Raw genomic sequence first — 24,862 nt, 5'->3', positions numbered from 1 at the left:
GGTGGGGCGCCCCCGGCCGGGTGGGGGCGGGGGCGCCGGGAGGGGGTGGGGCTAGGTGGTGGTCCAGATGAAGGTGGCGGAGCCTGGGGTGGCGGTCGGGGTGCGGCCGGTGACGGTGACGGTGAAGGTGCCGGGCTGGGTGGCGGCTCCGCTGAAGGTGCCGTCGGTGGAGAGGGAGATGCCCGGGGGCAGGCCGGTGGCGGTGTAGGTGGTGCCGTCGGTGTTCCTGCCGTACGCCCAGTCGACCTGCTGGTGCACCGGGCTGCTCATGCCGTACGGGTTGGGCAGGGACACGGGTGTGGTGGCGGTTGCGGCCGGGGTGACGGTGGTCGGTACGTCGAGGGTGCCGGTCAGCGGCAGGTTCCGCGAGGAGTCGCCCACCAGGATCTGGTAGGAGCCCGCCGCGGTGGTCCAGTTGCCGGCCGAGGTGTTCCAGTAGGCGAGGTCGTGCGCGCTGACGGTGAAGGCCACCGTCTTGGACTGGCCCGGGTCGAGGGTGACCCGCTGGTACCCGCGCAACTGGTGCACGGGCTCACCGGTGGACGCCGGGTCCCCGACGTAGAGCTGCGCGACCTCCGTGCCGGCGCGCGACCCGGTGTTGGTGACCGTGGCGTGCACGGTCGCCGTCCCACCGCTCAGCGCCCCCACCTGGAGGCCGCTGAACCCGAAGGTGGTGTACGACAGGCCGAAGCCGAACGGGAAGAGCGGGGTGATGTTCTTCGCGTCATACCATCGGTACCCGACGTCCAGACCCTCGCTGTACTGGACCTGCCCGTTGGTGCCCGGCCACTGCGCCGCCGTGTGCGCGGGCACGTCGGCCAGCGACTTCGGGAAGGTCACCGGCAGCTTGCCGGACGGGTCGACGTCACCGAAGATCAGCGCGGCCATCGCCGTGCCGATCTCCTGCCCCGGGTAGAAGCCCTCGAAGACGGCCGCGACCTGGTCGAGCCACGGCATGGTGACCGCCGAGTTGTCGTTGAGCACCACGATCGTGTGCGGGTTGGCCGCGGCCACCTCGGCGATCATGTCGTTGTCGCTGACCGAGCTGCCGCCGTTGTTGGGCAGGTCCAGCGTGGTGGTGTCGTGTTCCTCGTTCCCGTAGTTGTCCGACGCGTAGACGATCGCCACGTCCGAGCCGCGGGCCAGCGCGACCGCCGAGTCGAGATCGGTCCCGTTGTCGTACTGCACCGTCGTGTCGGTGCCCGCCACCCGGTCCTGCATGCCGGTGATCGGCCAGACCGTGCCGGAACTGGTGGTGGTGGCGCTGCCGCCGCCGATGGTCTGCACCCCGGCGCCGCCGTCCCAGCCGATCACGGCGATCGACTTGGTGGTGGCGGTGGACAGCGGGAGGATGCCGTTGTTCTTCAGCAGCACCGCGCCCTCCTCGGCCCCCTGGAGCGCGACCTGCTGGTGGGCGGCGTTGGTGACGGTGGCGCCGGTCGAGCCGCTGGGCGCCTTGTCGAACAGCCCGAACGCGAAGTACTGCGTGAGCAGCCGGCTGGTCATCGTGTCCAGCGTTGCCTGGCTGACGGTGCCGTCGGCCACCGCCTGCGCGAGGAAGTCGGCGTAGAAGTAGCCGTTGGGCATCTCCACCGTCAGCCCCGCGTTCGCCGACTCCTGCGTCGAGTGCGTGCCGCCCCAGTCGCTGGTGACGAAGCCGCCGAAGTTCGCCTGCTGGTACAGGCCGACGTTCAGCAGCGCCGGGTTCTGGCAGGCCGGCACGTTGTTGACCACGCTGTACGCGCACATGGCCGCCGCGGGCGCGCCCTGCGCCACCGCCGCCTGGAAGGCGGGCAGGTACAGCTCCTGGAGGGTGCGGTCGTCGACGATCACCGTGCCCGCCGGGTTCTCGATGTTGTAGACGGCCACGTGCTTCATCTCGGCCATCACGCCCTGGCTCTGAATGCCCTTGATGTCGGCGGCGGCCATCTGCCCGTTGAGGTACGGGTCCTCGCCGAACGTCTCGAACGCGCGGCCCCAGCGCGGGTCGCGGACGATGTTCAGCGTCGGACCGAGCGCCACCTGCGCGCCCTTGCCCGCGAACTCGGCGCCGATCGCGGCACCGTACTGCTGCTCCAGCGCGCTGTCCCAGGTGGCCGCCGAGGCGTTCGCGGACGGCATCTGCGTCACGCCGCCGAGCCCGTCGCCCACGCCGTGTGGACCGTCCTGGAGCCCGAGCGCGGGGATGCACAGCGACGGGATGCCGCTGATGTTGCCGATGTACGGCGAGGCGTTGTTGTTGCCGTGCAGGATCGACACCTTCTCGGCGTTCGTCATCTGCGCCATCACCTGCGCCACGCGGTCCGCGACCGGCGCCGTCGAGCCGACCCAAGGGCAGTCGCCGTCTCCGCCGGTCGGCGGGGTGCCGGTACCGCCCGGGGTGAGGACGGTGAACTCCCAGAGGGAGTAGCCGTACTGGGTGGCGCGCTTGGTGCCGTACATGCGCACATAGCGGCCGGTGCCGCTGAAGGAGAGGTTCTCGGTGCCGCCGGCGCCGGTCGTGGTGGAGTACACCGTGTTCCACGTGGAACCGTCGTCGGAGAGCTGGATCTGATACGCCGTCGCGTACGCGGTCTCCCAGGTCAGTTGGGCGCCGCAGATGCTCTGCGAGGAGCCGAGGTCGACCTGGACCCACTGCGGATCGGCGGCCGCGCTGGACCACCGGGTGCCCGCGTTGCCGTCGAAGGCGGCTGCCGCGGGGGTGCCGGCGTTCTCGGTCGACGAGGCACTGGAAGGCTTGCCGAGGGCCGCGTTCGTGTCGCCGCAGGACGTGGGCGGGGTGTCGTCGCCGGAGCCGTAGACCTGGAACTCCCAGAGGGAGTAGCCGTACTGGGTGACGCGCTTGGTGCCGTACATCCGCACGTAGCGGCCGGTGCCGCTGACGGCCAGGGTCTGGACGCCTCCGGTGCCGCTGGTGGTGGAGTACACGTCGGTCCAGTCCGTGCCGTCCTGCGAGGTCTGGATCTGGTACGAGGTGCCGTACGCCGTCTCCCAGTTGAGCACGACCTGGGTGAGGGAGTGGCTGGCGCCCAGGTCGACCTGGAGCCACTGGGGGTCGGCGGCCGCGCTGGACCACCGGGTGCCGGGGTCGCCGTCGACCGCCGCGTTGGCGGTGAAGGCGTCCTGGACCGAGGAGGCCGTGGCCGGCTTGCCCTGGGAGAGCAGTTGGGGTGCGGCGGCCTGGGAGGAGGCCGGGTTCAGCGAGAGGTACGCCGAGGCGATGAGCGCCAGGACGAGCAGGACGACACTCCGCGGAGAGTGTCGGAAACGTTTACGGGCCGGATAGGAGAGCCCTCGTGGGGTGACCCTCATGTGTACTCCTGGATGTCGGGTGACGGCACGCGCGTTGGGGGGGCCGACAGGTGGCGCGGAGCGCGGACATGGCGCGGTGAGAGCGCTCTCGGGCCGACGTGATGGTCACGCCGGGCCGTGGGAGGTGTCAACCGTTCTGACACGTAAGGCCGGAGGGATTCCGGCGGTCCGTACGGGGTGGTCGTGGCGGGTGGGCGCCGGCGCCCCTGCCGTCCGCCTCCCAGGGGTACGGTCGGTGCGGATGTCGATCAGCGGTAGTGCCGGGCGGAGCTCGGCAGAAGGGCAGGGGGCACGTGGTGACGACCGACTCTCCGCAGGCGTACGGGGGCGAGCTGCTGCCCACCACGACGCGGGCGCTGATGCACCGGGTCGCGGTGGAACAGGCCACGGGCCGTACGCCGTCGCTGATCGGCGGGGTGGTGCGGGACGGAGCGCTGGTGTGGAGCGGCGCGTGCAGCATGGTCGAGGGGCACGCGCCGGACACCGACACGCAGTACCGGATCGGGTCGTTGACCAAGAGCTTCGTCGCGGTGCTGGTGATGCGGCTGCGCGACGAGGGCAGGTTGGCGCTCACCGACCCGCTGGAGAAGCACCTGCCGGGCACGGCGGTGGGCGGAGCGACGATCGGCCAACTGCTCGCGCACACCTCGGGTATCGCCTCCGAGACGCCCGGTCCGTGGTGGGAGCGCACCCCGGGCGACCTGCGGCCGGAGCTGGCGGACGTACTCGGCGAGACACCCGTCAAGCATCCGGCGGGGCGGCGGCACCACTACTCCAACCCCGGTTTCGCGCTGCTCGGAGCGGTGGTGGCCCGACTGCGGGACCGGCCGTGGGGAGACGCCCTCCAGAGCGAAGTGCTGGACCCGCTGGGGATGGGCCGGACCGGGCTACTGCCGCAGCAGCCCGCGGCGGGCGGGTTCGCCGTGCACCCGTGGGCCGATGTGATGGTGCCCGAGGCGGTGCAGCAGACCGGACTGATGGCGCCGGCCGGGGAGTTGTGGTCGACGGTCGACGACCTCGCCCGGTGGGCGGCGTTCCTGGCCGGTGGTCGGGACGGGGTCCTGGCCGAGGCGACCGTGGCGGAGATGCGGGTCCCGGCGGCGCCTGCCGAGGCGAGTGAGCCCGGCGCCGGGTACGGCCTCGGCATTCAGATCACGCGGCACCACGGTCGTACCCTGATCGGCCACACCGGCTCGATGCCGGGCTTCCTGGCGACGGTGTGGGTGGACGTGGAGGAACGGCTCGGCGCGGTCGCGCTGGCCAACGCGACGTCGGGGCCCGCCGTGAGCGGTCTCGCGGCCGACCTGTTGACGATCACCGCGGACGCCGAACCCGCCTTCCCCGCGCCGTGGCGGCCCGCCGACTCCCTCGACGCCGCGCTGCTCGAACTGGCCGGCGCCTGGTACTGGGGCACCCGCGGGTACGGGCTGCTCGTCCACGCCTCCGGCGACGTGGAGCTGCGGCCGCTGGTCGGCCAGGGCCGCGGGACGGTGTTCCACGTGGAACCGGACGGCACCTGGACCGGGCAGGACGGCTACTACGCCGGCGAGACGCTTCGGGCGGTGCGGCGCGATGACGGCACCCTCAGCCATCTCGACGTGGGGTCGTTCGTGTTCACCAGGGAGCCCTACGACCGGCAGGCACCGGTACCGGGCGGCTTCCCCGGCTGGAGCTGACGGCGGACACGGCGGCGACGGGCGCCGACAACTGACACGGCCGGCAGAGGACGGGGGCTGGTCACGCGGAGTGTTCCACGTGGAACACTGGCGGGACGACAAGGGGGCAGGATGGCTCGGCTGCACATATTCGACATGGACGGCACACTGATGCCCGGCACCTCCGCCGGCATGGAGATCGCCCGGCAGATCGGCATGACGGCCGAGTTCCGAGAGCTGGACCGCGCGCTGGGCAGCGGTGAAATCGACTCGCCGCACTTTGCGCGACAGGCCTACCGGATGTGGTCCGTGCTCACGGAACGTCACGTGGCGACCGCCTTCGCGGGTGCGCCGTGGCTGACGGGGATTCGCGAGGTCTGGGCCGACATCACCGCCCGCGGTGACCACTGCGCGGTGGTGTCGCTCTCGCCGGACTTCTTCGTGACCCGGCTGCGGGCGTGGGGCGTCCACGAGGCGCGGGCCTCGGTCTTCCCGACCTTCCCCTTCGCGCCGGACGCCGTCCTCGACCTGTCGGGCATCCTGATGCCCGAGTCCAAGGTGGCCATCGCCGACGAGCTGTGCGCCCGCTACGGTGTCCGCCGCGACGACTGCGTGGCCTACGGCGACTCGCTGTCGGACACCGCGCTGTTCGGCGTGGTCCCGCTCTCGGTGGCCGTCAACGGGGATGATCACGTCAGCGGACTGGCCACGCACGCGTACACCGGCAGCGACCTGCGCGAGGCGTACGCGCTGGTGGCGGAGGCCTGACCGCCGCCCTCGCCGGTACGACCGGCGGCGGGGGCCTTGCGGGGGCGGGCCGACGGACCGGGGCCCCGGGCGTGGCGCCTCAGCAGCCCAGGTCGGGGCCGAGCAGCCCGAGCACCCCTTCGATGTTCGCGTCCAGGTAGTGCCGCAGGGTCAGCGGCACGATCTCCACGGAGGCCAGTCCCATCCGGGTGAAAGGCACCCGCACGATCTCGTAGCTGCCGCACGGCTCGTCGATCTCCGGGCCGTGCCGCCGGTCCAGGTCCATCGACTCCAGCCGGCAGACGAAGAAATACTGCACCTTGACGCCGTGCGAGCCGTTGGCCGCGATGTGCTCGACGGTGTCGACGAAGGCGGGCACCGGGTCGGTGATCTTCCCGCCGAGTTCCTCGTCGATCTCGCGGTGCAGCGCGCCGAGCACCCCGGTGTCGTCCTCCTCGACACCGCCGCCGGGAGTGAGCCAGTAGGGGGCGAGGCCGGGCTTGGTCCGCTTGATCAGCACCAGCCGGTCGCCGTCGAGGATGATCGCGCGGGCCGTGCGTTTGACCACCGGCCGGGTGGAGGGGAGTGGGAGCGTGTCCGGAGGCATGCCTGAGATCTGCCGCGACCGGGCGCCGGGCAAACGTGGCGCCGCCGGGGAAATCACGGCCGGCACGTCGGCCCCGCGGCTCTACCGGCCGCGCGCGGCCTCGTCGAGGGCGCGGCGCACGTCCGCGACGATGTCGTCCGGGTCCTCGACGCCCACCGAGAAGCGGACGAAGCCCGGGGCCACCGCGTCCCCGCCCCAGCGGGCCCGGCGCTCGGCGGTGCACTGCACGCTGCCGAAGCTGGTCGCCTCCGAGGTCATCCGCAGCGCGCCGAGGAAGCGCTCCGCGTGCTCCCGGTCGGGCAGCGTGAAGGACACCACGCTGCCGAAGCGGCGCATCTGCGTCACCGCGACCGCGTGCGAGGGGTCGCCGGGCAGCCCCGGGTGCCGTACCCCCGACACCTCGGGCCGCTCCAGCAGGGCGCGGGCCAGCGCCAGCGCGTTGTCCGCCTGGCGGTCCACCCGCAGGGCGAGCGTGGCCAGGGAGCGGTGCGCGAGCCATGCCTCCATCGGCCCCGGGATGGCGCCCACGGTCTTGCGCCACTTGCGGACGGAGTCGGCCAGTTCGGCGCTGCGCGTGGTGACGTATCCCATCAGCAGGTCGCCGTGGCCGTTGAGCGCCTTGGTGCCGCTGGACACGGAGAAGTCCGCGCCCAGTTCGAGCGGCCGCTGCCCCAGCGGCGTGGCCAGTGTGTTGTCGACGGCGACCAGGACGCCCGCCGCGTGGGCGGCGCCGACCAGCCGCCGGACGTCGCACACGTCCAGCTCCGGGTTGGACGGGGTCTCCAGCCACACCAGCCGGGCGCCGTCCAGCAGCGGCAGCTGCGCGTCACCGGCGGTCGGCGCCATCCGCACCTGCACGCCGTACGACTCCAGGCGCTCGACCAGGGCGCGCGTCGTCTGGTAGCAGTCCGACGGGAGGACGACCGCGTCCCCGGCGCGCACCTGCGACAGCAGCACCGCCGAGATCGCCGCCATGCCGGAGGCGAAGGAGAGCGTGGTGGCGTCCGGGTCGCCGGGCGCCTCCAGCTCCGCGATCGCCTGCTCCAGCAGGTCCCAGGTGGGGTTGTCGTCCCGGCCGTAGGCGTACGGACCGGTGGGCTCACCGGGCAGGTGGTAGTGCGAGACGAACACCGGACCGGGCAGCGACGGTTCGTACGGCCTGGCCTCGGGGCGGCCGGCGTGCACACTCCGGGTGCTGTCGCCGAGGTCCCCCGCCGCCTGCTGCGCCGTGCTGTCCTGCGTCATCCGGCCCTCATCCTCCGTGTCCGTCGTCCCCGCGGGTTCGTCCGCGTGCTCGTGCTCGGTCGCCCTGCGCTCAGTCGTCCTCGTCCGGGAGGACCAGGTGCATCGCCCAGGCGACGATGCTGACGATCAGACCGCCGAGCACCGCGGTCCAGAAACCGTGCACATGGAACTTCAGGCCGAGGTGGCCGGCCAGCCACGAGGTCAACAGCAGCATCAGCGCGTTCACCACGAGGGTGATCAGGCCCAGGGTGAGGATGAACAGCGGAAACGACAGCACCTTGACGACCGGCTTCACCAGCCAGTTCACCACGCCGAAGACGAGGGCGACGAGTATGAGCGTCAGTGCTTCGCGCCACACCGAGTGGCCGGTGAGCGTGATGTCCTTGAGCAGCCAGACCGCAACCCCCAGGGCCGCGGCATTCGCCAAGGTCTTGACGAGGAAATTCTTCATGGTGAGATCGTCGCAGGTCTGATCATCAGGACAAGAGACGCGACGGAACCGTGGCCGTACCGCAGCGGAGGAGCGAAAAATGAAGGTGTTCCGGCTCGACGACCTGGACGCGGAGCGTGCCGCGAACCAGGGCGCCTACCTGCGCTTCCTGCGGGAACGCACCATGTCGGCCGGGCTCTACGCGCTCGACGCCGGCCAGAGCGACCCGCAGCAGCCGCACGAGCAGGACGAGGTCTACCTCGTGGTCAGCGGCCGCGGCGCGATCACCGTGGGCGAGGAGACCACCGCGGTCGCGCGCGGCAGCGTCGTCTACGTGCCGGCCCGGACCCCGCACCGCTTCCACCACATCACCGAGGACCTCAGGGTCATGGTGGTCTTCTCGCCTCCGGAGCCCTAAGGGTCCGATCAGGGTCGGATGGGGCCTTCCCGGCCTTCGCCGGGGCCCTTCGTGGACCTACAGTCGGAGTACGGCACGCAAGCGGCACCGCGCCGCGACACCGGGGAGCGGAGTGCGCCCCGCACAGTGACCTAGGAGCGAGAGAGCGTCATGAAGAGTCTGCTGAAGAGCCTGCCCTGGTGGGTCAAGTGGATCGGCATCCCGGTCATCGCCCTGGTCGTGTTCGGCACGCTGATCGCGAGCCTGGTGAGCTTCGTGATCGGCCTGCTGTTCAAGGTGTTCGTCTTCGTGGTCCTGGTCGCCGCGCTGGTGTTCGTGGTGAAGCGGGTCACGTCCGGTGGCTCCGGCAAGAAGCGCGACTGGTGATGTCGGCCTCCCGGCGGCCGAGGCCGGGACGGTACCTCGCGGACCGGTGAACGGCTCGGGCCGTTCACCGGTCCGCTGCTCATTTCTTCCGGCGGTGGCTGTGGCCCGCACCGGAGGGACGGGACTGGCCGGGGAGCGCCGCCGACGGGTCGCCCGGACCGGGCTGCGGCCCGCCCCTACCGCCCCGGTCACCGCGGTCCGCGCTGACCACCAGGGCGGCCAGCGCCGTCGTCAGCGGCACCGACGCGACCAGGCCGATGCTGCCGACCAGGGTGCGGACGATCTCCTCGGCCACCAGTTCGCTGCTCGCCACCTGGAACACCCCGCTGCGGGCGATGGAGAAGAGCAGCAGCAGCGGCAGGGCGGCGCCCGCGTACGCCATCACCAGGGTGTTGACGACCGAGGCGATGTGGTCGCGGCCGATCCGCATCCCGGCCCCGTACAGCTTGCGCCAGTTCGCCGTCGGGTCGGCGTCCTTCAGCTCCCAGACGGCCGCGACCTGGGTGACGGTCACGTCGTCGAGCACCCCGAGCGAGCCGATGATCACTCCGGCCAGCAGCACCCCCTTGATCTCGATGCCCGGGTAGAGGGTGTGGATCAGCCCGGTCTCGTCGGAGGTGTTGCCGGTCAGGTGGGCCCAGCCGATGAAGACCGAGCCGAGCGCCCCGATCAGGAACAGCGAGCAGAGCGTGCCGAGCACCGCCACGGACGTCCGCGCGCTGACCCCGTGGCACAGGTACAGCGCGATGAGCATGATCGCGCTGCCACCGACCACCGCGACCAGCAGCGGGTTGTCGCCGCGCAGGATCGCCGGGAGGATGAACAGCGTCAGGACCGCGAACGAGATCGCCAGCGCGACCAGCGCCATGATGCCGCGCAGCCGGCCGACCAGGACCACGACGAGCGCGAACGCCAGCGCGAGCAGCGCGATCGGCATGCCGCGGTCGACGTCGGTGACCGAGTAGCGCAGGTTCTTCGGGGCGTCCGGGGCGTAGGCCAGGACGACGCCCTCGCCCTTGGTGTAGCGGCGGGTCTGGTCGGGCTGCACGATCTCGGTGAACTTCGTGCCCCGGTCCGGGCCGGACATCACCTCGATCGTCGCCTTCTGGCAGGCGTCACTTGACGGGGCCGCGGTGGACGAACCGCCCGCCGCCGTACCCGACGCGCCGGTGGAACTGCTCGAACCGTCGCCCGTGCCGTCGGTGTTGGGCAGGGCGCCGGCCTGTTTGCAGGATACGTGCACGAGTTGGACGACCTTGCCCGGCCGCGTCTGCTGGTCGAAGCCGACGCCGCTGCGTGCGTGCGACGGCGCGCCGCCCGGCCACAGCAGCACCATGCCGGCCACCACCGCGGCCGCGAACGGCACCAGTACGGCCGCGATCACCTTCCGCAGATGCCGGGAGACCGGCGGCACCGGGCCGTGCGCGTGCCCGTGGCTGTGGCCGTGCCCGTGCGGTGCGGCGGGATGCGGGCCGTGCTCGTCGGCCTGAGGGGAGTCCACGCACCGATCATCGCAAGGGCCCCTGGTGGATGTCCGCACCCAGCGGCTACCGTTGGCAGCACCTTTGCAAACGCGGGAGCTCGGAGCACCGGGCTGAGAGGGCGCTGACATCGCTTCGGGCGAGCGCTGCGCCGACCGCTGAACCTGTTACCGGGTAATGCCGGCGTAGGGAGTAGGTCTCACATGACCATGCAGGATGCGCACGCGCGGGAAACCGGCTGGCACAAGTCGTATCTCACCGGTTCCAGCGGAACCCGACCGGACCTGCGGGTACCGGTCCGCCAAGTGCACCTGACCGACGGCCGCGACGTGACGCTGTACGACACGTCCGGCCCGTACACCGACCCGTCGGTCGACACCGACGTCCGGCGGGGCCTGGCGCCCCTCCGGGAGCACTGGATCGTCGCCCGCGGCGACACCGAGGAGTACCCGGGCCGCCCGGTCCGGCCGGAGGACGACGGGCTCAGGCACACCGCACCACGCGGCGGTCTGCGCAACCTCGACGCGGTCTTCCCCGGCCGGCCCCGGCTCCCCCGCCGCGGCCGGCCAGGCCGGCCGGTCACCCAACTCGCGTACGCCCGGCGCGGCGAGACCACTCCGGAGATGGAGTTCGTCGCGCTGCGCGAGAACGTGCCGGTGGAGACGGTGCGCGCGGAGATCGCCGCGGGCCGGGCGGTGCTGCCGGCCAACGTCAACCACCCCGAGATCGAGCCGATGATCATCGGCAAGCGGTTCCTGGTGAAGGTCAACGCCAACATCGGCAACTCCGCGGTCACCTCCTCCATCGAGGAGGAGGTCGAGAAGATGACCTGGGCGACCCGCTGGGGCGCCGACACCGTGATGGACCTGTCGACCGGGCGGAACATCCACACCACCCGCGAGTGGGTGCTGCGCAACTCCCCCGTCCCCATCGGCACGGTGCCGCTCTACCAGGCGCTGGAGAAGGTGGACGGCCGCGCCGAGGAGCTGAGCTGGGATGTCTACCGGGACACCGTCATCGAGCAGGCCGAGCAGGGCGTCGACTACATGACGGTGCACGCGGGGGTGCTGCTGCGGTACGTGCCGCTGACCGCGCGCCGCAAGACCGGCATCGTCTCGCGCGGCGGGTCGATCATGGCGGCCTGGTGCCTGGCCCACCACCGCGAGAACTTCCTCCACGAGAACTTCGAGGAGCTGTGCGAGATCCTCGCGTCGTACGACGTCACGTTCTCGCTCGGTGACGGGCTGCGGCCCGGCTCGATCGCCGACGCCAACGACGAGGCGCAGTTCGCCGAGCTGCGCACGCTGGGCGAGCTCAACACCGTGGCGAAGCGGCACCACGTGCAGACCATGATCGAGGGCCCGGGCCACGTGCCGATGCACAAGATCAAGGAGAACATCGACCTCCAGCAGGAGATCTGCGAGGAGGCGCCGTTCTACACGCTCGGCCCGCTGACCACCGACGTCGCACCCGGCTACGACCACATCACCTCGGGCATCGGCGCCGCGATGATCGCCTGGTGGGGCACCGCGATGCTCTGCTACGTCACCCCGAAGGAGCACCTCGGGCTGCCGGACCGCGACGACGTCAAGACTGGTGTGATCACCTACAAGATCGCCGCGCACGCCGCTGACCTCGCCAAGGGGCACCCCGGCGCCCAGGAGTGGGACGACGCGCTGTCCGACGCGCGCTTCGAGTTCCGCTGGGAGGACCAGTTCAACCTGGCCCTCGACCCCGACACCGCCCGCGCCTTCCACGACGAGACGCTGCCCGCCGAGCCGGCCAAGACCGCGCACTTCTGCTCCATGTGCGGCCCGAAGTTCTGCTCGATGAGGATCTCGCACGACATCCGGCGCACGCACGGCGGCGGAGAGTCTGCCACCGGACCGGGCGCCGAGGCAGGCAGCGAGGAGGAGGTCCGGGCCGGAATGGCCGCCAAGTCCGCGGAGTTCGCCGCCGCGGGCAACCGGGTCTACCTGCCGATCGCGAACGGGCCGGACCCGGCCTCGGCTAGTTGACGGTCCGGCCGACGTTGGGTGCGACCGGCGGCGGCCAGCCCACGGTGGAGAAGCTGTGCCACAGCCCCGGCGTCTCGGCGGTGCCCGCGCTGAAGGTGGTGGGCAGGTAGGTGCTGGGGCGGCCGGACGGGTCGTCGCAGTCCAGGCCCTTGTGCAGCCAGATGTCGACGCCGGTGTTGTTGGTGACGTGGTCGACCCCGCGCGGGGCGAAACGGTGGCAGGCGCCGTTGCCCTGGGCGGGGTTGGCGATGGTCTGGCTGAAGTGGAGGCCCCGGGTGCCGGTCACCTGGCCCGCGGACGAGTCGGAGCAGCCCGCCACCGCGACGGCGAGCGGGACGGTCGTGAGCAGAGCAGCGAGCGTACGGCGGCGGACGCGCATGGGCCTCTCCCGTTCTGACCAGGTACGGGAGCAGTCAAGCAACGGCGGACGCCCACCGCGAGCTGGGACGGCCATCCGTGCGGGCGCCCCGGCTCACATCGGCGGCTGCCGGTGGGCCGTCCCGCGGCTCGGGTGCTGCGGGGAGGAGAAGTCCGGCTGGGTGTAGCCCAGGTGCGGCATGCGCGGACCCGTGGTGGGCGCGGCGGGCGGCGGCACGACGGCCCGCCCGGCCAGCGCGTCGTCGAGGAAGGGCAGCAGCCCGCGGTCGAGCAGGGCGCGCTGCCACACGTCTCGGGCCCCGGCGACCTCCGGCGGGAGCGAGTCGGGCGCGTCCCGGATCGCGGTGGAGCCGTCGCGCAGCGCGGTGATCAGCAGGCCGATGCCGCCGAGCACGATCGAGGCGGCGGTCACCGCGGCGAAGAACCAGCCCGCGGTGCGCAGCGGCGCGGCGATCCCGGGCTCCGGGGACACCGCCTGGAGCGCGTATCCGATCAGCAGGAATATCAGTGCCGCGGCGCCGGCGAGCAGCGGTGTGAGCACGGCCAGCACCGCGAGGAAGCCGGCGCCGGAGCCGGCGCGGTCCGCGACGCCCATCGCCGCGTAGCTGAACGCGCGGCTGTCGCGGGCGCGGGCGGACTCGCGTACTGCCTCGCGGCTGTCGGCCCGGACCCGGCGGTACGCCTCGTACTCCTCGGCGGCCCGGGCGCTGATCGACTCGGCGGCGGCGAGCGCCATGGTGCGCAACTGCTCGGCGTTCAGCGGGGCGCCGGGCGCGCGGTCATCGGCCCTTGGGGCCTCGACGCCGTCCAACGCGATGCGCAGCGCCTCGTCGAGGACGTGCTCGAAGTCCGGGCGGTCCTCGGTGAGCAGGTGTGGAGCGCTGGTCATGTGCATCCCCCGATGCTCCGACTCTCCGCGTGCGGCCGGTGTTCCACGTGGAACATCCGCCTTCTGCCGGATACCCGGAGAGCGGTGGGACTACGGATACAGCCGATGGTAGGGCGGTACCCGGGGCCTTGACAGGGCGCAACCAGGAAATGTGGAAGCTATCCCACCAGCGGGAGTTGGGCAACGAGCAACCGGCCGTCCATCGTGACGCCGCCGTCCATCGCGACCGCGAGGTTCTCCGCGTAGACCATGGGTCCCTGGACCACGGGCGCGGCCGACTCGCCGTCCGCGAGCGGTTCCCCGCCCTCGCCGAGCAGGTAGGGGATCGGGCTGTGCCCGTGGACGACCCGCTCGCCTCCGTAGGTGCCGAGCATCTCGCGGGCCGCTTCGGCGCCGCCGTCGCCGCGGAAGGCGAACCGCTTGGTGAACTTGCGGAACAGGTCCCAGCATTCGTCGGCGTCGGCGCGCTGGAGCACGCCGGTGACCGCGTCGTTCATCTCCTCGATGCTGCGGCCGTAGTCGAGGTAGGCGGTGGTGTCGGAGTGCAGCAGCAGGTGGCCGTCGGTGAGATGGGCGGCGTCGAGCCGGGAGATCCAGGTCAGGTGCCGGTCCTCCAGCCGCTCCATGTCCGACGGCTGGCCGCCGTTGAGCCGCCAGGCGGCGAGGAAGGAGGCGGTGCCCCCGGTGGAGTTGACCGGGGTGTCGCCGAACCGGTGGGCGCCCAGCAGCAGCAGTTCGTGATTGCCCATCAGAGCGCGGCAGTAGCCGCCGGCCGCCGCGGCCTCGGCGGACAGCTGCATCACCAGCTCGATCACGCCGATGCCGTCCGGGCCGCGGTCGGTGAAGTCCCCGAGGAACCACAGCCGGGCGCTGCCCGCCGACCAGTGGCCGTCCTCGTCGACGAGCCCCGACTCCCGCAGGGCGGCGAGGAGTTCGTCGAGGTAGCCGTGCACGTCACCGACCACGTAGAGCGGGCCGGGGCGCTCGCCCGGCAGCGCGGCGTCGCCGATCACCGGCAGGTCGTGGGCGGTGGGGGTGTAACCCGGCGGCACCAGCGGGGTGTCGGGGCGGGTCGGTTCGTAGCCGGGCGGAGCCGCGACCGGTGCAGGGGCGGCAGGGGCCGCGGGCGGCGGTGCTCCCTCGTAGCCGGCCGGGGCCGGCTGGTAGCCCGGTTCGTACCCGGCGGACGGCTGGAAGTCGGGCGCCGTCCCGTAGCCGGGCGCGGGCTCGTACCCGGTGTCGGGCTCATGCCCCTGACCTGCCCCCTGAGTCATCGACCCCTCCACGCTCGCGCCGCCATCCGCCCATCATAGGAATGCGGCTGGCGCGTTGTGACATACCCAGGCACCTCGTTTTCGTGGGCCTCGGACAAACCGCCACGTAGTCACCCGGCCGGGCGTGTCGGATCACGGCTGATCACGCCTCCCCGCGGGCCGGGCCGCGCGGCGGGCTGACAGTGGTGCGGTGTGCCCGCCGCTGCGAGGACGCCCGCACGATCAACTCGGTGGGCATGACCTGCTGCACGGGGTGGCTGGGTCCGATTCCCTCGATCGCGTCGATCAGCAACTGGACGACGGCGGTGCCGATCCGCCGGGGTTGCAGCGACAGCGTGGTGATCGGCGGGTCGGTGCCCGCGTAGCCGCCGCTCTCGCTGCAGCAGACCAGCAGCAGGTCGTCGGGGACGCGCAGGCCGTAGCGGCGGGCGGCGGCGAGCAGGTCGGTGCCGTTGGGGTCGAAGAGGCCGTGCACGGCGTCCGGGCGGTCCGGGCGGGCGAGTAACCGGTCGGCGGCCACGGCCCCGGCGCACGGGTCGTGGGCGGGGTACGCCTCGTACACCGGCTCCTGGCCGACGCGTTCGCACCACTCCAGGTAGGCGGTGGTGGACAGCCGGGTGTACGTGTCGGTGCTGGTGCCGGTGAGCAGGCCGATCCGCCGGGCCCCGGCCGCGGACAGGTGGTCGAGGATGCCGAGGACGGCCTCCTCGTGGTCGTTGTCGACCCAGGCGTGCACCGGCAGGCTGCCGGCCGGGCGGCCGTCGCTGACCACCGGCACGCCCTGCCGGACGAGTTCGGCCACCAGCGGGTCCTGGTCGGACGGGTCGATGACCACGGTGCCGTCCAGCGCCACGTTGCCCCACACGTCGTGACGGGAGGACGCGGGCAGGATGACCAGGGCGTAGCCGCGGGCCAGTGCCGCGGAGGTGGCGGCTCTGGCCATCTCCGCGAAGTACGCGAACTCGGTGAAGGTGAACGGTTCTTCGCCGTATGTCGTCACTGTCAGGCCGATCAGGCCCGATCTCCCGGTGCGCAGCGTGCGGGCGGCGGCCGACGGGCGGTAGCCCAGCCGGTCGGCGACCTCGCGGACGTGGCGCCTGGTGCTGTCGGGCAGTCGGCCCTTGCCGTTGAGCGCGTCGGAGACAGTCGTGATCGAGACACCGGCGGCGGCGGCGACGTCTCTGATCCCCGCGCGTTCCAGCCGGCGTCCGACGGGGCGGCTCGCCTGGTGATTCCCTGCTGCTGTCATGGCGAGCCGATAGTAGGGCGGCACTGGTCCGTACGGCTTCCGGCGACGTGGCCCCTGTGCAGAACAGTTTCTGCAAGATCGAAAGCCGTATGCGAGGTGGAATATGCAGGCGGCAGGGCGGTCGGTCGAGGCGGATGGCGGCCGCGGGCGGCCTTCGCCCGGCCATTGGCCCGCCGCTATCGACCCCGGCAACTCACTCCTACGGGGGACGTGCGCCAGGGCGCGCACTACCAGCGCACTTCGTGGCGGCACGCACCTGCCGGGTGGTGCGGCCGCCCTCGTAGGGTGGGCGCATGACCACCCCGAAGCTGCGCGCGGAACTGGACGGCATCCCGACGTACAAGCCCGGGCGACCCCCGGCAGCGGCGGAGGGCGGCGCGTCGCGGCCCGCCTTCAAGCTGTCCTCGAACGAGAACCCGTATCCCCCGCTGCCCGGCGTCCTGGAGGCGGCGGCCACCGCCGCGGCCTCCTTCAACCGCTACCCCGACCTGTCCTGCGCCGCGCTGACCGCGGAGCTGGCGACGAGGTTCGACGTGCCGGCCGGGCACCTCGCCACCGGCACCGGATCGGTCGGCGTGGCCCAGCAGCTGCTCCAGATCACCTCGGGGCCGGGCGACGAGGTGATCTACGCCTGGCGCTCCTTCGAGGCGTACCCGATCGTCACCCAGATCAGCGGTGCCCGGGCGGTGCAGGTGCCGCTGGACGCCGCGGAGGGGCACGACCTGGACGCCATGGCGGACGCGATCACCGAGCGGACCCGGCTGATCTTCGTCTGCAACCCGAACAACCCGACCGGGACCGTGGTGCGCCGGGCGGCGCTGGAGCGCTTTCTGGACCGGGTGCCGTCGGATGTGCTGGTCGTCCTGGACGAGGCGTACCGGGAGTTCAACACCGACCCCGACGTGCCCGACGGCGTCGACCTGTACCGGGACCGCTCCAATGTCGCGGTGCTGCGCACCTTCTCCAAGGCGTACGGCCTGGCGGGCCTGCGGATCGGCTTCGCGATCGCGCACGACCCGGTGGCCGAGGCGCTGCGGAAGACCGCGGTGCCGTTCGGGGTGAGCCAGCTCGCGCAGGACGCGGCGATCGCGAGCCTGCGGGCCGAGGCGGCGCTGCTGGAGCGGGTCGAGGGACTGGTCGCGGAGCGCACCCGGGTCGCCGCGGCCCTGGCCGGCCAGGGCTGGACGGTGCCCGAGACGCAGGCGAACTTCGTGTGGCTGCGGCTGGGGGAGCGCACCGGGGACTTCGCGGCGGCCTGTGAGCGGGCGGGCGCGACGGTGCGGCCGTTCGCGGGCGAGGGGGTGCGGATCTCCGTCGGGGAGACCGAGGCGAACGACATCGTGCTGCGGACCGCGGAGGAGTTCCGCAAGGAGCTGTAGCGGTTCGCCCGGGTCCCGGTGCCGCGTCCTGGCACCACGTCCCGACACCGGCTCCGGACAGAAAAGTATGCAGAAAAGTATGCTGACCTGCTGATTCGCCCCCTCTCACCCCCCCGGTGGAAGGGGGCGAACGCGTGTGCGCGATACTGCTTGTGAATGAGTTCACGTTCACAAGCAGAACGCGTATCGGCAGCAAAGGAGACGTATCGTGCAGCTCGCACTGGAGCCACTGAGCGTCGCCAGGTGGCAGTTCGGCGTGACGACCGTCTACCACTTCCTCTTCGTCCCCCTGACGATCTCGCTCTCCGCGCTCACCGCCGGACTACAGACCGCCTGGGTGCGCACCGGCAAGGAGAAGTACCTCGGGGCCACCAAGTTCTGGGGCAAGCTCTTCCTGATCAACATCGCCATGGGCGTCGTGACCGGGATCGTGCAGGAGTTCCAGTTCGGCATGAACTGGTCGGACTACTCGCGCTTCGTGGGCGACGTCTTCGGCGCCCCGCTCGCCTTCGAGGCGCTGATCGCGTTCTTCTTCGAGTCGACCTTCATCGGCCTGTGGATCTTCGGCTGGGACAAGCTGCCCAAGCGCATCCACCTCGGCTGCATCTGGATGGTGTCGATCGGCACCATCCTGTCCGCGTACTTCATCCTGGCCGCCAACTCCTGGATGCAGCACCCGGTCGGCTACCACTACAACCCGAAGACCAAGCGGGCCGAGCTCACCGACTTCTGGCAGGTCCTCACCCAGAACACCGCGCTCGCCCAGTTCTTCCACACCATGTCCGCGGCCTTCCTCACCGGCGCCGCGTTCATGATCGGCATCGCCGCCTACCACCTGGCCCGCAAGCAGCACATCGCGGTGATGCGCTCCTCGCTGCGGATGGCGCTGGTCGTCGCGGTGGCCGCCGGCGCGCTCACCGCGATCAGCGGCGACACCCTCGGCAAGGTGATGTTCAAGCAGCAGCCGATGAAGATGGCCGCGGCCGAGGCGCTGTGGGACGGCCAGAGCGGCGCGCCGTTCTCCGTCTTCGCGGTCGGCAACGTGAACAAGGGGCACAACGAGGTCGCCATCGACATCCCCAACCTGCTCTCCTTCCTCGCCACCGACGACTTCACCAGCTACGTCGGCGGCATCAACGACGTGAACAAGGCCGAGCAGCAGAAGTACGGCCCCGGCGACTACCGGCCGAACATCCCGGTCGAGTACTGGGGCTTCCGCTGGATGATCGGCTTCGGCGTGGTCTCCATCGGAGTCGGCGCGGCCGGGCTGTGGCTGACCCGGCGCCGCTTCTGGCTCGCGCCGGACCGGCGCACCGGGGAGGACGAGGTGCCGCACCTGATGCTCACCCGCACGGTCGGGCTCGGCGCACGGCTGTCCCCCTGGTACTGGCGGATCGCGCTGCTGACCATGCTCTTCCCGCTGGCCGCCAACTCCTGGGGCTGGATCTTCACCGAGACCGGCCGCCAGCCCTGGGTGGTCTACGGGGTGCTGCGCACCAAGGACGCGGTCTCCCCCGGGGTCTCCGTCGGCTACGTGCTGACCTCGCTGATCGTCTTCACCGCGCTGTACGGGCTGCTCGCCGTGGTCGAGGTCCGGCTGCTGGCGAAGTACGCCAAGCAGGGGCCGCCCGAGCTGACCGAGGCCGACCTGAACCCGCCGACCCGGATCGGCGGCGGGCCCGGCGGCAGCGCCGGCGAGGCCGCGGACGCCGACCGGCCGATGGCCTTCTCGTACTGACGGACTGACGGATCGACGACGGAAGGGAAGGGACAGACATGCACCTGCACGACGCGTGGTTCGTCATCATCGCCGTCCTGTGGACGGGCTACTTCTTCCTGGAGGGCTTCGACTTCGGGGTCGGCGTCCTCACCAAGCTGCTCGCCCGCGACCGCGCCGAGCGGCGGGTGCTGATCAACACGATCGGGCCGGTGTGGGACGGCAACGAGGTGTGGCTGCTCAGCGCGGGCGGGGCGACCTTCGCGGCCTTCCCGGACTGGTACGCCACCCTCTTCTCCGGCTTCTACCTGCCCCTGCTGCTGATCCTGGTCTGCCTGATCGTGCGCGGGGTCGCCTTCGAGTACCGCGCCAAGCGGCCCGAGGAGCGCTGGCAGCGGAACTGGGAGCACGCGATCTTCTGGACGTCGCTGCTGCCCTCGGTGCTGTGGGGCGTGGCCTTCGCGAACATCGTGCGGGGCGTCAAGATCGACGCGCACCAGGAGTACGTCGGCACCCTCGGGGACCTGCTCGGCGGCTACGCGCTGCTCGGCGGGCTGGTGATGCTGGCGCTGTTCACCTTCCACGGCGCGGTGTTCACCGCGCTCAAGACGGTCGGGCCGATACGCGAGCGGGCGCGGGCGCTGGCCACCAGGATCGGCCTGGTCACCGCGGTGCTCGCAGCGGTCTTCCTGGTCTGGACGCAGCTGCACAGCGGCGGCGGCCGCAGCCTGCCGGCCCTGGTCGTCGCGCTGGCCGCGCTGCTCGCCGCGCTCGGGACCAACCGGGCCGGGCGCGAGGGCTGGTCGTTCGCCCTGTCCGGGGTGACGATCGCCGCCACCGTCGCGATGTTCTTCCTCACCCTCTTCCCGGACGTGATGCCCTCCTCGCTCAACGGCGCGTGGAGCCTGACCGTCGGCAACGCGTCCGCCACTCCGTACACGCTGCGGATCATGACCTGGTGCGCGGCCATCGCCACGCCGCTGGTGCTGCTCTACCAGGGCTGGACGTACTGGGTGTTCCGCAAGCGGATCGGCACCCAGCACATCGCGGAAGCGGCGCACTGACCATGTCCGGTCCGGTCGGGCCCGGTGCGTCGGTGTTCCACGTGAAACACGAAAGGGGATGTTCCACGTGAAACCGGTCGACCCTCGGCTGATGACATACGCGCGGACCACCCGGGTCTTCCTCGCCGGTGCGGTGCTGCTGGGCCTGGCGGGGGCCGGGCTGGTCGTCGCCCAGGCGGTGCTGATCGCCGACGTGGTGGTCGGCGGCTTCCAGCAGGGCCGCGGCGCGGGCGCGCTGCGCGGCGACCTGATCGCGCTGGCCGCCGTGGCGGTGGGGCGGGCGCTGGTGGCCTGGCTCACCGAGCTGTGCGCGCACCGGGCCGGGGCAGCGGTCAAGTCCCAGCTGCGGCAGCGGCTGCTGGCCCACGCCACCGCGCTCGGCCCGAACTGGCTGACCGGGCGGCGCAGCGGCGAGCTGACCACGCTCGCCACCCGCGGTGTGGACGCGCTCGACGACTACTTCGCCCGCTACCTGCCCCAACTCGGCCTCGCCGCGGTGGTGCCGCTGGTGGTGCTGGCCCGGATCGCGACCGCGAACTGGATCTCCGCGTTGACCATCGTGGTGACGCTGCCGCTGGTGCCGCTGTTCATGGTGCTCGTCGGGTGGGCGACCCGGGACCGGATGGACCGCCAGTGGCGGCTGCTGGCACGGCTGTCCGGCCACTTCCTCGACGTGGTCGCCGGTCTGCCCACGCTGAAGGTCTTCGGCCGGGCGAAGGCGCAGGCCGACAACATCCGGAAGATCACCGACGACTACCGCCGGGCGACCCTGCGCACCCTGCGGATCGCCTTCCTCTCCTCCTTCGTGCTGGAGCTGCTCGCCACGATCTCGGTCGCGCTGGTCGCCGTCGGCATCGGCATGCGGCTGGTGCACGGCGAACTCGACCTGCGCACGGGCCTGCTGGTGCTGGTGCTCGCCCCGGAGGCGTATCTGCCTCTGCGGCAGGTGGGGGCGCAGTACCACGCGGCGGCCGAGGGGCTGGCGGCGGCGGAGGAGGTCTTCGAGGTGCTTCAGACCGCGCTGCCGGGCGCGCCTGCCGAAGGAGGCGGCCAGGTGGCGGCCCCCGACCTGCGGACGGCCACCATCAGCGTCGAGGACGTGGAGGTGGCACGCGACGGGCAGTTGGGGCCCACCACGCTGGAGCTCGCGCCCGGCCGGACGGTCGCCGTCACCGGGCCGAGCGGCGCGGGCAAGTCCACGCTGCTTCGGGCCCTGCTCGGGTTCGTCGAGCCCTCCGCCGGGCGTATCACGGTGGACGGGATCGACCTCGCCGGCATCGACCGCGCGTCCTGGCACCGGCAGATCGCCTGGGTGCCGCAGCGGCCGCACCTGTTCGCCGGGACCGTCGCGGAGAACGTGCGCCTGGCCCGGCCCGACGCGAGCGACGCGGACGTACGGTCCGCGCTGGCCGCCGCAGGCGCGGGCGGGTTCGCGGCCCCGGACGACGTCATCGGCGAGGACGGCGCCGGGCTGTCGGCCGGCCAGCGCCAGCGGCTCGCCCTGGCCCGCGCCTTCCTCGCCGACCGGCCGCTGCTGCTGCTCGACGAGCCCACCGCGAACCTCGACGGGGACACGGAGGCCGAGGTCGTGGAGGCCCTGCGCGAACTGTCCGCCACCCGCACGGTGCTGCTCGTCGCACACCGCCCCGCTCTGCTGCCCCTCGCCGACGACGTCCATCCGATAGGTGCGGACGCGCCCGCGCGGCCGGTTCCGGCCGCCGCCCGGGAACTCCACCGGGCCGCCGGGCCGGCCGGAGCAGGGCAGCAGCCGTCCGGGGCGCCGGACGGGGCGGCCGCAGGCGCGGCGGAAGCCGAACCGCACATCGGCGGCAAACGGCGCGGCGGTGCCGGCGGCGTCCGCGGCTTCGTCCAGGCCGGCGAGGCCCGCGGATTCCGGGCCCGGTTCGCAGGGGCCTGCGCACTCGGCGTGCTCGCGCTGGGCTGCGCGGTCGGCCTGATGGGCACCTCGGGCTGGCTGATCAGCCGCGCCGCCCAGCAACCGCCGGTGCTCTACCTGATGGTCGCCGTCACCGCGACCCGCACCTTCGGCATCGGCCGCGCCGCGTTCCGGTACGGGGAGCGGCTGATCGGCCACGACGCGGTCTTCCGGGCGCTCGGCGGCGTACGGGTGGCCGTCTTCCGCCGGCTGGAGCGGCTGGCACCCGCCGGGCTCGGCCGTACCGGCCGCGGCGACCTGCTCTCACGGCTGGTCGCGGACGTGGACGGCGTGCAGGACCACTACCTGCGCTGGCTGCTGCCCGCCGTGACCGCGGCCGTGACCGGGCTCGGTGCGGCCGCCTTCACCGGGTGGCTGCTGCCCGCGGCCGGTGCCGTCCTGGGCGCCGGGCTGCTCGTCGCGGGTGTCGGCGTGCCGGCGCTGTCCGTCGCGGTGGCCCGGCGGACCGAGGACCGGTTGGCGCCCGCCAGGGGCGAGCTGTCCACCCGGGTGCTCGGGCTGTTCACCGGCACCGCCGAACTGACCGTGGCCGGCGCCCTGCCCACCCGCCGCGCGCGGGCCGCGGAAGCCGACCTCGCGCTGCGCCGGATCACGGCCCGCTCGGCCGCCGCCACGGCGCTCGGCGCCGGGCTCACCGCGCTGGTCACGGGCCTGACGGTGACCGGGTGCGCGTGGGTCGGTGTGCGGGCGGTGACCGCCCACCAGCTGCACGGCGTCCTGCTCGCCGTCCTGGTGCTGCTGCCGCTGGCCGCCTTCGAGTCCGTCGCGGGCCTGCCGCTCGCCGCCCAGCAGCGGCAGCGCAGCCGCCGGGCCGCCCAGCGGGTGCGCGATGTGCTGGACGCGCCACTGCCCGTACGGGAGCCGGAACGGCCGCAGCGCGCGCCGGAGGCACCGTATCCGCTGGTGCTGCGCGGGCTGACCGCGTCCCACCCGGGGCAGTCGCGGGCCGCGCTGGAGGGCGTGGACCTGACGTTGTCACCCGGGCGCCGGATCGCGGTCGTCGGGCCGTCGGGGGCGGGCAAGACGACTCTGGCGCACGTGCTGCTGAGGTTCCTCGACGCCGAGCGCGGCACCTACACCCTGGCCGGGCAGGACGCCGCGGCGCTGGACGGCGACGACGTACGGCGGCTGGTCGGGCTGTGCGCGCAGGACGCGCACGTCTTCGCCAGCACTGTGCGGGAGAACCTGCGGCTGGCCCGGCCCGGCGCACCCGACGCCGAACTGCGGGAGGCACTGGCCGCGGCGCGGCTCGACCTCGACCTGGACACGGAGGTCGGGGAGCACGGCGCCCGGCTGTCCGGCGGCATGCGGCAGCGGCTGGCGCTGGCCCGCGCGCTGCTGGCCGACTTCCCCGTGCTGGTGCTCGACGAGCCCGCCGAGCACCTGGACCTGCCCACCGCCGACGCCCTCACCGCGGACCTGCTGGCGGCCACCCGCGGTCGTACGACCCTGCTGATCACCCACCGCCTGGCCGGGCTCGCGGACGGCGCCGTGGACGAGATCCTGGTGCTGTCCGGCGGACGGGTGGCGCAGCGCGGCGGGTACGCCGAACTGGCCGCCGTCGACGGGCCCTTCCGCCGGACCCTGGAACGGGAGCGCCGAGCCGAGGACAGCGCGGGGACGGCCGCGGAGCCGGTGGGCGTGTAGCTCCGCGGCGCTGCGGGCCGGGGCTACGGGAGGCGGTTCTCCCCGCCGTCCCCGCTGTCCCGGTCGGCGCGGTCATCCCGGTCGGCGCGGGCCGCGAGCAGGCGCTCGATGACGCGGGCCACACCGTCGTCGTTGTTGGACTCGGTGCGGTACGTGGTGGTGGCCAGCACCCGCGGATGGGCGTTGGCGACCGCGTACGACAGGCCCGCCCAGCTCAGCATGGCCAGGTCGTTCGGCATGTCCCCGAAGGCGACCACCTCGGCGGCGGTCACCCCGCGTTCGGCGCAGCACTTGGCCAGGGTGGTGGCCTTGCTGACGCCCGTACCGCTGATCTCCAGCAGCGCGGACTCGCTGGAGCGGGTCACCTCGCCGTGCCGGCCGACGAGCGTGTGCGCGGTGGCCAGGAACTCGTCCGGGTCGAGGGAGGGGTGCTTGGCCAGCAGCTTCAGCAGCGGCTGCTCGCGGTCGGAGGCGAGCAGCTCCTCGATGTCCGCGCGGGCCGCGGAGCCGTCCGCCTCGATCTGCGGATAGCCGGGCTCGCGCCGGAAGCAGAAGGTGCGCTCGACCGCGAAGGTGGTACCGGGAATCGCCGCACGCAGCGCGTGCGCGATCGCCAGCGCGTCGTCCTCGGGCAGCGGGAACGCCTCGATCAGCGTGCCGGCCCGCAGGTCGTAGACCGCGGCACCGTTCGCTGCGATGGCCATGCCGTGCCCGGCGAGGTGCTGTGCGACCACGCCCATCCAGCGCAGGGGGCGGCCGGTGACGAAGAAGACCTCGACGCCTGCGTCCTCGGCGGCGGCCAGGGCGGCGGTCGTCCGCTGCGAGATCGTCTTGTCGTCCCGCAGCAGCGTGCCGTCCAGATCGGTGGCGATCAGCCGCGGTCCGGGGTCGGCGAAGGTCTTTTCGTAAGTCTGGCGGTGGTGCAGGTCGAGTTGCTCGTGCTGGCTGTGCCGTTGGTGCTCGCCCTGCTCAGCGGGCCGTCCTGGCCGGCTCTGCTCGGGCGCCGTCCTGGGGTCCGGGTGGGCCTCG

At 72.4% G+C, this 24,862-nt stretch carries 19 protein-coding genes; 9 read left to right on the top strand and 10 right to left on the bottom strand.

Translation table 11 applies throughout. From position 1 onward, the window contains the following. Positions 1–51 precede the first annotated feature (51 nt). Positions 52–3,312: a discoidin domain-containing protein gene (locus tag WA788_RS04255; protein ID WP_335971731.1), complete on the bottom strand. Its 3,261-nt coding sequence runs from the start codon at positions 3,310–3,312 to the stop codon at positions 52–54. Positions 3,313–3,671: 359 nt separating this feature from the next. Here WA788_RS04255 and WA788_RS04250 point away from each other — a divergent pair, with 359 nt between their 5' ends. Together WA788_RS04250 and WA788_RS04245 are read left to right on the top strand one after the other, a co-directional pair. Continuing rightward, positions 3,672–4,988, top strand: coding sequence for a serine hydrolase domain-containing protein (locus WA788_RS04250; protein WP_335972218.1), 1,317 nt, complete (start codon positions 3,672–3,674; stop codon positions 4,986–4,988). Positions 4,989–5,099: 111 nt separating this feature from the next. Next, a complete protein-coding gene (locus WA788_RS04245) occupies positions 5,100–5,735 on the top strand; it encodes an HAD family hydrolase (protein ID WP_335971729.1) in 636 nt (211 codons plus the stop codon). A gap of 79 nt (positions 5,736–5,814) precedes the next feature. Here WA788_RS04245 and WA788_RS04240 read toward each other — a convergent pair whose 3' ends face one another. The 3 genes from WA788_RS04240 to WA788_RS04230 all read right to left on the bottom strand — a co-directional run bounded on the left by WA788_RS04240 (position 5,815) and on the right by WA788_RS04230 (position 8,017). Next, a complete protein-coding gene (locus WA788_RS04240) occupies positions 5,815–6,321 on the bottom strand; it encodes an NUDIX hydrolase (protein ID WP_335971728.1) in 507 nt (168 codons plus the stop codon). Positions 6,322–6,402: 81 nt separating this feature from the next. Further along, positions 6,403–7,566, bottom strand: coding sequence for a cystathionine gamma-lyase (locus tag WA788_RS04235; RefSeq protein WP_335971725.1), 1,164 nt, complete (start codon positions 7,564–7,566; stop codon positions 6,403–6,405). Positions 7,567–7,636: 70 nt separating this feature from the next. After that, positions 7,637–8,017 (bottom strand): phage holin family protein, encoded by a 381-nt coding sequence (locus WA788_RS04230; protein ID WP_335971722.1) that lies wholly within the window; start codon positions 8,015–8,017, stop codon positions 7,637–7,639. A 79-nt stretch (positions 8,018–8,096) separates the two neighbouring features. Between WA788_RS04230 and WA788_RS04225 the strand changes: the two genes are divergently transcribed. Then, positions 8,097–8,414 carry a cupin domain-containing protein gene (locus WA788_RS04225; protein ID WP_335971719.1) on the top strand — a complete coding sequence of 106 codons (318 nt, stop codon included), beginning with the start codon at positions 8,097–8,099 and terminating at the stop codon, positions 8,412–8,414. A 150-nt stretch (positions 8,415–8,564) separates the two neighbouring features. Further along, positions 8,565–8,780, top strand: coding sequence for a DUF5326 family protein (locus WA788_RS04220; RefSeq protein ID WP_335971717.1), 216 nt, complete (start codon positions 8,565–8,567; stop codon positions 8,778–8,780). Between the two features lie 79 nt (positions 8,781–8,859). On the opposite strand, the gene WA788_RS04215 is transcribed toward WA788_RS04220, so the two are convergent. Continuing rightward, positions 8,860–10,281 carry a YibE/F family protein gene (locus WA788_RS04215; protein ID WP_335971715.1) on the bottom strand — a complete coding sequence of 474 codons (1,422 nt, stop codon included), beginning with the start codon at positions 10,279–10,281 and terminating at the stop codon, positions 8,860–8,862. Positions 10,282–10,464: 183 nt separating this feature from the next. Here WA788_RS04215 and thiC point away from each other — a divergent pair, with 183 nt between their 5' ends. After that, positions 10,465–12,279, top strand: coding sequence for a phosphomethylpyrimidine synthase ThiC (gene thiC, locus WA788_RS04210; protein ID WP_335971712.1), 1,815 nt, complete (start codon positions 10,465–10,467; stop codon positions 12,277–12,279). Here thiC and WA788_RS04205 read toward each other — a convergent pair. The 4 genes from WA788_RS04205 to WA788_RS04190 form a co-directional block, all read right to left on the bottom strand. Beyond that, positions 12,272–12,658 carry a hypothetical protein gene (locus tag WA788_RS04205; protein ID WP_335971710.1) on the bottom strand — a complete coding sequence of 129 codons (387 nt, stop codon included), beginning with the start codon at positions 12,656–12,658 and terminating at the stop codon, positions 12,272–12,274. The two genes, thiC and WA788_RS04205, sit on opposite strands and share 8 nt — an antisense overlap. Before the next feature lie 93 nt (positions 12,659–12,751). Beyond that, positions 12,752–13,546 carry a hypothetical protein gene (locus WA788_RS04200; RefSeq protein WP_335971708.1) on the bottom strand — a complete coding sequence of 265 codons (795 nt, stop codon included), beginning with the start codon at positions 13,544–13,546 and terminating at the stop codon, positions 12,752–12,754. A gap of 158 nt (positions 13,547–13,704) precedes the next feature. Beyond that, positions 13,705–14,820, bottom strand: coding sequence for a metallophosphoesterase (locus WA788_RS04195; RefSeq protein ID WP_335971706.1), 1,116 nt, complete (start codon positions 14,818–14,820; stop codon positions 13,705–13,707). Between the two features lie 142 nt (positions 14,821–14,962). Beyond that, complete coding sequence (locus WA788_RS04190) at positions 14,963–16,069, bottom strand: LacI family DNA-binding transcriptional regulator (RefSeq protein ID WP_335971704.1); 1,107 nt, start codon at positions 16,067–16,069, stop codon at positions 14,963–14,965. Between the two features lie 293 nt (positions 16,070–16,362). On the opposite strand from WA788_RS04190, the gene hisC reads away from it, so the two are divergent. From hisC to cydD, 4 genes are all read left to right on the top strand, one after another. Further along, positions 16,363–17,448 (top strand): histidinol-phosphate transaminase, encoded by a 1,086-nt coding sequence (gene hisC, locus WA788_RS04185; protein WP_335971702.1) that lies wholly within the window; start codon positions 16,363–16,365, stop codon positions 17,446–17,448. A gap of 208 nt (positions 17,449–17,656) precedes the next feature. Beyond that, a complete protein-coding gene (locus WA788_RS04180) occupies positions 17,657–19,186 on the top strand; it encodes a cytochrome ubiquinol oxidase subunit I (RefSeq protein WP_335971700.1) in 1,530 nt (509 codons plus the stop codon). Positions 19,187–19,224: 38 nt separating this feature from the next. Beyond that, positions 19,225–20,229: a cytochrome d ubiquinol oxidase subunit II gene (gene cydB, locus WA788_RS04175; RefSeq protein ID WP_335971698.1), complete on the top strand. Its 1,005-nt coding sequence runs from the start codon at positions 19,225–19,227 to the stop codon at positions 20,227–20,229. 67 nt (positions 20,230–20,296) lie between these two features. Then, on the top strand, positions 20,297–23,833 hold the full coding sequence (gene cydD, locus WA788_RS04170; protein ID WP_335971696.1) for a thiol reductant ABC exporter subunit CydD: 3,537 nt from the start codon (positions 20,297–20,299) through the stop codon (positions 23,831–23,833). A 23-nt stretch (positions 23,834–23,856) separates the two neighbouring features. On the opposite strand, the gene WA788_RS04165 is transcribed toward cydD, so the two are convergent. Beyond that, positions 23,857–24,759 carry an HAD family hydrolase gene (locus tag WA788_RS04165; RefSeq protein WP_335972217.1) on the bottom strand — a complete coding sequence of 301 codons (903 nt, stop codon included), beginning with the start codon at positions 24,757–24,759 and terminating at the stop codon, positions 23,857–23,859. Between the last annotated feature and the right edge of the window lie 103 nt (positions 24,760–24,862).

Source organism: Streptomyces sp. CA2R106 (assembly GCF_037034245.1).
In the GTDB taxonomy this organism is placed as follows: Bacteria; Actinomycetota; Actinomycetes; order Streptomycetales; family Streptomycetaceae; genus Actinacidiphila.
This window is presented reverse-complemented; position numbering and strand designations above follow the sequence as displayed.